Origin of the sequence: Pseudomonas sp. 43(2021), from assembly GCF_017490805.1 — a bacterium.
GTDB lineage: Bacteria > Pseudomonadota > Gammaproteobacteria > Pseudomonadales > Pseudomonadaceae > Aquipseudomonas.
This window is the reverse complement of record NZ_JAFGYJ010000373.1, coordinates 1-484: the sequence shown is the minus strand read 5'-3', so window position 1 is coordinate 484 and position 484 is coordinate 1. Positions and strand designations below refer to the sequence as shown.

Below are 484 nucleotides of genomic sequence, written 5' to 3'. Positions count from 1 at the left end.
GAGCAGTTCGAAGGCGATTTGCGGGTGGTTTTCCAGGCCCTTGCGAATCGCCGCCGGGATCGCCGCGCGAGTCTTGCGACACAGGCCTGGCAGCTCGTCGATTTGAATGGCGATGCCGCGCATGGTGCGTACTTCGTTGAAACCGGGGGCGACGTCGACGCGAATGCCGAGTTGCTCGTACATACGCTGTTGCAGGCGTTTGAGGTCGGCGAGGTCTTTGAGTTGTTCCAGGCGCGCCAGAAGAATTTTTTCCTCAGCGCGAGTCAAGCGCAGGATGCGCACATCCGCGCCGGGCGTTTCCAGCAACGGATCGCGCCCGCAGATGCAGGCGCCGGGAGGGCAGGGTGAGCGCAAGGGCACGGTCGTCGTCATGGCCTCCATCATAGAGGCCGTCGGACATGTTTGCCTATGCGCACTCAGCGGCCGTCCATCGGCCGCTGCTTCCCTCGTTACTACTGCTGCACGCCTTCGTATTGCACCAGGA

Annotated in this window: 1 protein-coding gene; it reads right to left on the bottom strand. The window is 62.6% G+C overall.

Annotated features, from left to right (window positions below; genetic code table 11):
- The coding region (locus tag J5M71_RS27710; protein WP_207838765.1) for a hypothetical protein at window positions 1-372 on the bottom strand (372 nt) is incomplete at its 3' end.
- Window positions 373-484 lie beyond the last annotated feature (112 nt).